This window comes from Acrocarpospora pleiomorpha, assembly GCF_009687885.1.
In the GTDB taxonomy this organism is placed as follows: domain Bacteria; phylum Actinomycetota; class Actinomycetes; order Streptosporangiales; family Streptosporangiaceae; genus Acrocarpospora; species Acrocarpospora pleiomorpha.
Map to the genome: position 1 here is coordinate 43,541 of NZ_BLAF01000039.1, position 6,424 is coordinate 49,964.

8 protein-coding genes are annotated in these 6,424 nt (G+C 69.8%); 2 read left to right on the forward strand and 6 right to left on the reverse strand.

Annotated elements, in window-relative coordinates; translation table 11 throughout:
- Window positions 1-4: 4 nt before the first annotated feature.
- From Aple_RS30115 to xylA, 3 genes are all read right to left on the reverse strand, one after another.
- Window positions 5-607 carry a DUF998 domain-containing protein gene (locus Aple_RS30115; protein ID WP_246264874.1) on the reverse strand — a complete coding sequence of 201 codons (603 nt, stop codon included), beginning with the start codon at window positions 605-607 and terminating at the stop codon, window positions 5-7.
- Between the two features lie 141 nt (window positions 608-748).
- Window positions 749-2,113, reverse strand: coding sequence for a xylulokinase (gene xylB, locus Aple_RS30120; protein ID WP_155348098.1), 1,365 nt, complete (start codon window positions 2,111-2,113; stop codon window positions 749-751).
- A complete protein-coding gene (gene xylA, locus Aple_RS30125; RefSeq protein ID WP_155348099.1) occupies window positions 2,110-3,252 on the reverse strand; it encodes a xylose isomerase in 1,143 nt (380 codons plus the stop codon). Before xylA ends, xylB begins: the two co-directional genes overlap by 4 nt.
- Before the next feature lie 117 nt (window positions 3,253-3,369).
- Here xylA and Aple_RS30130 point away from each other — a divergent pair, with 117 nt between their 5' ends.
- The gene (locus Aple_RS30130) at window positions 3,370-4,536 is read left to right on the forward strand and encodes an ROK family transcriptional regulator (RefSeq protein WP_155348100.1); all 1,167 of its coding nucleotides are present in this window, start codon (window positions 3,370-3,372) and stop codon (window positions 4,534-4,536) included.
- A 119-nt stretch (window positions 4,537-4,655) separates the two neighbouring features.
- On the opposite strand, the gene Aple_RS30135 is transcribed toward Aple_RS30130, so the two are convergent.
- Window positions 4,656-4,880: a hypothetical protein gene (locus Aple_RS30135; RefSeq protein ID WP_155348101.1), complete on the reverse strand. Its 225-nt coding sequence runs from the start codon at window positions 4,878-4,880 to the stop codon at window positions 4,656-4,658.
- 135 nt (window positions 4,881-5,015) lie between these two features.
- On the opposite strand from Aple_RS30135, the gene Aple_RS30140 reads away from it, so the two are divergent.
- Window positions 5,016-5,519, forward strand: a complete 504-nt coding sequence (locus Aple_RS30140; protein ID WP_155348102.1) for a VOC family protein — start codon at window positions 5,016-5,018, stop codon at window positions 5,517-5,519.
- A gap of 93 nt (window positions 5,520-5,612) precedes the next feature.
- Here the strand turns inward: Aple_RS30140 and Aple_RS30145 are convergent, their stop codons facing one another.
- Together Aple_RS30145 and Aple_RS54790 are read right to left on the reverse strand one after the other, a co-directional pair.
- On the reverse strand, window positions 5,613-6,158 hold the full coding sequence (locus Aple_RS30145) for a DUF305 domain-containing protein (RefSeq protein ID WP_155348103.1): 546 nt from the start codon (window positions 6,156-6,158) through the stop codon (window positions 5,613-5,615).
- Between the two features lie 53 nt (window positions 6,159-6,211).
- On the reverse strand, window positions 6,212-6,424 hold a 213-nt coding region (locus Aple_RS54790; RefSeq protein ID WP_373869653.1), incomplete at its 5' end, for a carbohydrate-binding protein.

Genomic DNA, 6,424 nt, shown 5'->3' on the forward strand with positions numbered 1-6,424 from the left:
CGTGCTATTTGGATCTAGTTAAGGACATGTTACGAAATGCCGGACCCGTCAGATTTGGGAGTGTGTGGGCCCAGGTCAGGTGGACCAGGCGAGCCGCGAGAAGGGCCAGCGTGGCGACCTCGACGCCCAGCAGGACGCGCTCCACCAAGCCGATCATGACGCCGTCGCCCGGCAACGCGACATAGGTGAGCGCGGCCACGCCGAGCCCCGCCGCCAGCGCCAGCCACTCGACCGGGCGGGCCACCACCCGCCACCGCTTGTCGTCGGTGAACCTGCCGACCAGCTGCGCGGTGGCGACCGGCAGCGTGGTGCAGGCCAGCACCTGCCAGACCATCTCCGGCAACACCGGAGACGCGATCATCCCCACGCCCCAGATCACGATCAACCGCTCCGGCCAGCCGCCCACCGGGGCCCGCTGTGCCCGCATTCCCGCCCATAACGCCAGGGCGGCCACCCCGAGCGCGGCCAGCGCCAATCGGGTGCTCCCGCTGTGATCAAGCGCGGTGCTGATCGTCATGTTCACCGGATCGATCTGATCCGGGACGAGCGCGGCCAGCGCGACGACCACGCCCGCGCAGGCGACCAGGGGAGCAAGCCTCTTGACCATGTTTAAAGTTTGCTGTTCTCGGCTTTGCCCCACCATCCGGCTAAGTACCGATATCCCCCTGATGCCGACCCCCGAGGCGGCATCAGGGTTCCGTCAGGGTCCGCGGTGGGGCAAACCCCACCCCACCGCGGTCGTCCCAGGTCAGCCGGTTGCCTCGTGATACCGATCGCGCAATCCCGCGGTCGGTTCGGCCTCGTACGCGACCGTTTCCCCGGCCGCCCACTCCGGCGGTTCCGGCGTGCCCGCCAGCAGCCAGGCCGCCTGCCGGGCCGCGCCGTCGGCCACGTACTCCCCGGGCGGCGGCACCTGCACCGAGCACCCGAACACGCTCGGCGCGATGCGCCGCACCGCCTCGGACCGGGCGCCACCGCCGACCAGCAGCACCCGGTTCGGGGCCAGGCCGAGCGCGTCCAGCGCGTCGGCGAGCCCGCACAGCATGCCCTCCACGGCCGCCCGCGCCAGATGCGCGGGCGTCGAGTTGGCCAGCCGCAGCCCGTGCACGGACCCGGTCGCGTCCGGCCGGTTCGGCGTGCGCTCCCCTTCGAGGTACGGCACCAGCACCAGCCCGTCCGCACCCGGCGGAGCCGACAGGGCCAGCGCGCTCAGCTCCTCCGGGCCGACGCCGAGGATCCTGCCCGCGGCGTCCAGGACCCGGGCCGCGTTGAGCGTGGCCACCAGCGGCAGGAACTTTCCGGTGGCGTCCGCGAACCCGGCGACCGCGCCGGACGGGTCGTTCGCGGCGCGGTCCGCGACGGCGAAAGCCGTACCGGACGTGCCGATCGAGACCACCACGTCGCCGGGCCGCGCGCCCACGCCGAGCGCGGCGGCCATGTTGTCGCCGGTGCCGGGCGCGAGCAGCGCGCCGCCGGGGATCTGCCCGGCCCGCTCCGCCGGGCCCAGCACGCGCGGCAGTCCCGGACTCGCGCCCAGCGCGAGCGCGAGCAGATCAGTCCGGTACGTCCCGGTGGACGGCGACCAGTATCCGGTGCCGGAGGCGTCCCCACGATCGGTGGTGATCGTCTCCGGGCGGCCGGCCAGCTTCCAGGTCAGCCAGTCGTGTGGAAGGCAGACCTTGGCCACCCGTTTCGCGTGCTCCGGCTCGTGCTCGGCCAGCCAGCGGAGCTTGGTGACCGTGAACGAGGCGACCGGCACGCTGCCCACCGCCTCCGACCACTTCTCCGGGCCGCCCAGCTCGTCGATCAGATCCCGCGCCGCCTGCGCGGAACGGGTGTCGTTCCATAACAGGGCGGGCCGGACGACCTCGCCGGCGGAGTCCAGGCAGACCATGCCGTGCTGCTGGCCGGCGACCGACACGGCGGCCACGTCGGCCAGGCCGCCCGCCTGGTCGATCGCCTGCTGGAGAGCGTGCCACCAGTGATCGGGGTGCACCTCGGTGCCGTCCGGATGGGACGCGCGGCCCTCGCGCACGAGTGCGCCGGTGGCCGCCTCCCTGATCACTACCTTGCAGCTCTGGGTCGAGGAGTCGACCCCCGCGACCAGCGTCATCGAACGCCCAGAATGTGTTCGAGCGCGAGCTGGTTGAGGCGGGTGAAGTGGAAGCCGCGGGTGGCCAGCTCCGCCGGGTCCCGCTCGTCGGCGAGCAGCTGGTCGAGGGTCTCGCCCTCGCCGAGGGTGGGCAGCGACAGGTCCGGGACCAGGCTGGCGGCCCGCGCCTCCTGGACCTCGGGGTCGGCGTTGAACTTGGCCACCTTGTCCTTGAGGATCAGGTAGGTCCGCATGTTGGCCGCGGCCGACACCCAGACGTCATCGGCGTCCTCGGTGCGCAGCGGCTTGTAGTCGAAGTGGCGCGGGCCGTCGTAGCCGCCGTTCTCCAGCAGATCCACCAGGAAGAAGGCGTTCTTCACGTCGCCGTGACCGAAGATCAGGTCCTGGTCGTACTTAATACCGTTCTGACCATTGAGGTCGATGTGGAAGAGCTTGCCGTGCCAGAGCGCCTGCGCGATGCCGTGCGCGAAGTTCATCCCGGCCATCTGCTCGTGCCCGACCTCCGGGTTGAGGCCGACCAGCTCGGGGTGCTCCAGCTCGTTGATGAACGCCAGCGCGTGGCCGACCGTGGGCAGCAGGATGTCGCCGCGCGGCTCGTTCGGCTTGGGCTCCACGGCGAACCTGATGTCGTAGCCCTTGTCGAGCACGTACTGGCCGAGGATGTCCATGGCCTCCTTGTAGCGGGACAGCGCGGCCTTGATGTCCTTGGCGGCCTCGGACTCCGCGCCCTCCCGGCCGCCCCAGCACACGTAGGTCTTGGCGCCGAGCTCGGCCGCCAGGTCGAGGTTGCGGATGACCTTGCGGATCGCGTAGCGGCGGACCTCGCGGTCGTTGCTGGTGAAGCCGCCGTCCTTGAAGACCGGATGGGTGAAGAGGTTGGTGGTGGCCATCGGCACTTTCAGGCCGGTCTCGGCGAGGGCCTTCTTGAAGCTCTCGATCGCCTTGGTGCGATCCGGCTCCACCGCGAGCAGGTCGTCGTCGTGGAAGGTCACGCCGTAAGCGCCCAGCTCAGCGAGCCGGTGCACGCTCTCCACCGGGTCGAGCGGGGCGCGGGTCGCGTCGCCGAACGGATCCCGTGCCTGCCATCCGACCGTCCACAGCCCGAACGTGAAACGGTCCTCGGGAGTGGGCGTGTACATTGGCGCCTCCATTTAGTCTACGTTGTGGACTAAATATCGGTGGTGGGTGGGCGTGGGTCAAGTAGTCATTACTAGGATTTCACTGATCTCTTTTCTCTCAGGTGCGCGGAGGCGTGGATGACCCAGGCCGTACGGCACGATGCGATGCGGGCCCGCAACCTGGCCCTGGTGCTCGGTTCCGTCAGCGCGCGCGGCTCGCTGACCAGGGCGGCGCTGGCCGAGGTGACCGGGCTGACCAAGACCACGGTGTCCAAGCTGGTGGCGGACCTGATCGAGACCGGCCTGGTGGTGGAGACCGGGGCCGTGCGCGGGGGCGAGCGGGGGCGGCCCGGGGTCGAGGTGCGCATCCGGGGGGATCGGGTGGCCGCGCTCGGGCTTGAGATCAACGTCGACTATCTGGCGGTCCGGGTGGTCGATCTTTCCCGGTCGGTACGACTCCGTCGTACACAGGCTGTGGATAACCGTTCCGCACAGCCTGTGGATGTCATCGCCAGGCTCAGGGATTTGGCCCTTTCGGCTGTGGATGAAGCTGTGGGTAACGGGCTGCGGATCGTGGGCGGCGCGCTGGCCGTGCCCGGTCCTGTGGACCTCGGGAGCGGCGTCGTCCACAACGCGCCGAACCTCGGCTGGCGGGATGTGCCGGTGCTGTCGCTGCTGGATCTGGGCATCCCGCTGCACGTCGAGAACGAGGCGAACCTGGCGGCGCTGGGCGAGCTCTGGTTCGGTTCTGGTCCGACCGACTTTCTCTACGTGTCGGGAGAAATCGGCATTGGCGCGGGTTTGGTGGTCGCGGGGTCGCTGTTCCGCGGCGCGCGGGGCTTCGCGGGCGAGCTCGGCCATGTCGTCGTCTCCCCCGACGGCCCGCCCTGCCGCTGCGGCGGCCGAGGCTGCCTCGAGCAGTACGCGGGACAGGACGCCCTGCTCGGCGCCACAGGCGGAATCCCCGCCGGGGGCGTGATGACCATGGTGGGCCGCTTGAAGGCCCAGGACCCCGCCGCGACGGCGGCCTGCCATCAGGCGGGCTGGGCGCTCGGCGTCGCGCTGTCCTCAACGGTGAACCTGGTCGACCCCGACACGATCGTCCTCGGCGGCGTCTTCGTCCCCCTGTTCCCCTGGATCGGCGACATCGTCACCCAGACCCTGCAATCCCGCCTCGGCCAGATGCGCGTCTCCGTTCCCCCGATCGTGGTCTCCCACCTCGGCTTCGAAGCCGCCGCCCTGGGCGCCGCGGGCCAGGTGATCGAACGCGTCATCGCCGACCCGGCCGCCCTACTCCAGCCCTGACCAGTCCATCCAACCGGACCGAGATCCGCGCCGAAGGAGCGACGCAGCCGAGCCTGTCGGCCATCGTCCCTAGTCCGAACTTCGCTGCCCCCGCTTCGCCCTAAAGTCCGGACGTTGCCCTAATCCGGACTGGGAAGGCCGGAAGGATCGCGGCCCACGCTGATCTGTTCGGCGATGCGGCGGATCTCCTCCTCCGCTAGCGGCGGCGAGCCAGGAAGTTCCCGGCGCAGCACGCCGACGATCTCGTCGAAGGGCCGCCCCGCGTGGTGGATGGCCACGTGATGGACGATCCGGAAGAGCAGCCGGTTGGCCTCACGCTCTCGTGACACCCGGTCGATGATCATCAAGTCCCCCTCTGGTCCGCTGGACACCGTACGACGAGCCACCGACAGTTTCGGGGATCGCCGCCCCCGCCGGGGCGGGAACAACCGCGCCCGGGGATATCGCTGAAGAGAGCGAGAAGATTCCTGGGAGGGAACATGCCAGTCCAGCGGCTCAACCACGCCGTGCTCTACGTCCGCGACGTCGCCCGCAGCGTCGCCTTCTACGCCGAAGCCCTCGGCTTCCGTGTGGTCATGGAGTTCCCCGGCGCCGCCTTCCTCCAAGCCGAAGGCTCCAGCAACGACCACGACCTCGGCCTGTTCCAGATCGGCCCGCAAGCCGCGGCCTCCGGCGCCGGCCGCACCTCCGTCGGCCTCTACCACCTGGCCTGGGAAGTCGACACCCTCGCCGAACTGGAACGCATCTCCACCAAACTCACCGAACTGAACTCCCTGGTCGGCGCCTCCGACCACTCCACCACCAAGGCCCTCTACGCCAAGGACCCCGACGGCCTCGAATTCGAGGTCTCCTGGCTGGTCCCCCTCAGCCTGCTCAGCGAGGACATCATCAACGCCAAATCCGCCATCAAACCCTTGAACATCGCCCGCGAGAAAGAACGCTTCGGCGCGGAGACGCGCGGCGGCGTAGGCGTATCGGTCTGACGTGAGACTTGCCCACGATCTCGGGCCGCAACGGGTGCCTGCGGAGTCCGTGGTCGAACTCTGATCACCAAATGACCGATGGAACCGCTGATGCTACGTGCCGGTTGGTGAGGCCTCCGCGTCCAGAAGGTCGAGCATGTACTTGATCTGGGCTGCCCGGGAGACGTCGATCTGGTGGGCCAGGTCCCGGGCGGCCGGGTTGGTGCCGCCGCCGGTTTCGTAGCGGGCCAGCTGGATGGCGTCGTCCTGGTGGGCGATCATCGTGTTGAGGAGGCGGCGTTCGAAGTCCGGATCGGGGGTTTTGCGGAGCCGGGTGAGTTCGGCCTTGGTGGTTTCCGGCATGCCGCCGTGATGGGCGTGCTCGTCGGGGGACGCGGTCAGGGGCTGGTCCCATTCGAGGAGCCAGCGGGTCATTGTCTGGACCTCTGTGCTCTGGGTGGAGCCGATCGCGGCCGCGAGGGTTCGGACCTCGGGGCGGACCTGACGGCCTTCGGCGAGCTTGGTGAGGCCGACGCCCTGCTGGTTGTGGGCGACCATCATCTGCAGGAACATCACGTCGGACGCGTTGACTTGCGATGCGGGTTCGAGGGTGCCGCAGCCCGTGAGGAGTAGGGCCGCGAGTAGGACGTACCGCCTCATGATTTTCTCCTGAGCGAGGGCCGCGCCCGGGAGCCCGGGCGCGGGTCGCTATGTCAGAGCCTGCGCCAGAGGGCGGGCACGTTCGGCGGCTCCCAGCCGGCCAGCGAGGTGTGCTGCTGGAGGCACTGGTAGCGGACGCCGCCGTAGGTGACCTGCGCGCCGACGGCGTAGAACACGCCGGTTGCCCAGGTTCCGCCCGCGGGGGGCTGGCTGGGCGTCGGGCTCGGCGAAGGCTGCGGCGGGGTGGGGGTCGGGGTGGGGGTCGT